This window comes from Runella sp. MFBS21 (assembly GCF_029433105.1).
Classification (GTDB): Bacteria; Bacteroidota; Bacteroidia; order Cytophagales; family Spirosomataceae; genus Runella.
This window is the reverse complement of sequence record NZ_JARNTW010000067.1, coordinates 1-547: the sequence shown is the minus strand read 5'-3', so window position 1 is coordinate 547 and position 547 is coordinate 1. Positions and strand designations below refer to the sequence as shown.

The 547-nt window shown below is 48.1% G+C and carries 1 pseudogene; it reads right to left on the bottom strand.

What is annotated here, in order from left to right:
• A pseudogene (locus P1X15_RS32480) lies at window positions 1-547 on the bottom strand (hypothetical protein); the annotation flags it as partial.

Sequence of the window (547 nt, the reverse complement as noted above, 5' to 3'; positions counted from 1 at the left end):
TGTTACCGATTCCATTTTGTGAAATAGAGGCATCATTAGCCGGCCCGTCAAGTTGGGTGATGCTAGCTTCATTACCTGTACCTGTCTGAGTAATAGAGGCTACATGGTCGCTATTAGATTGTGAAATAGAAGCTATGTTAGGATCCCCAGCAGCATTGGCAGTTTGTTGAATGGTAGCCGAGGTGTTGCTGCCAAGTACTTGAGCGATGGTGGCTTGGTTGTTACCTCCATTGGTAGCTGTTTGAGTGACAGAAGCTGAAGAGTTAGAGCCACCAGTCATGTTTTGAGAAATGGTGGCGGTGTTGGCAGAGCCCGACCCGTCGGCTGACTGTGAAATAGTGACTTGGTCAAACCAGCCATTTTGTGAAACGGTAGCCGAGTTGGTACCGCTAGAGATGGCGTCTTGAGTGATATTGGCAGATGAAGCAAAAGTAGATGAGTTTTGGAAGACATCCACTAGGTTGCTAGAGCCAGTACCCGAAGCAGTTTGGTCGATGATGATGTCACCCAAAGCATCGGTACGTTGTAGCGTAGTAGCGGTGTTGGA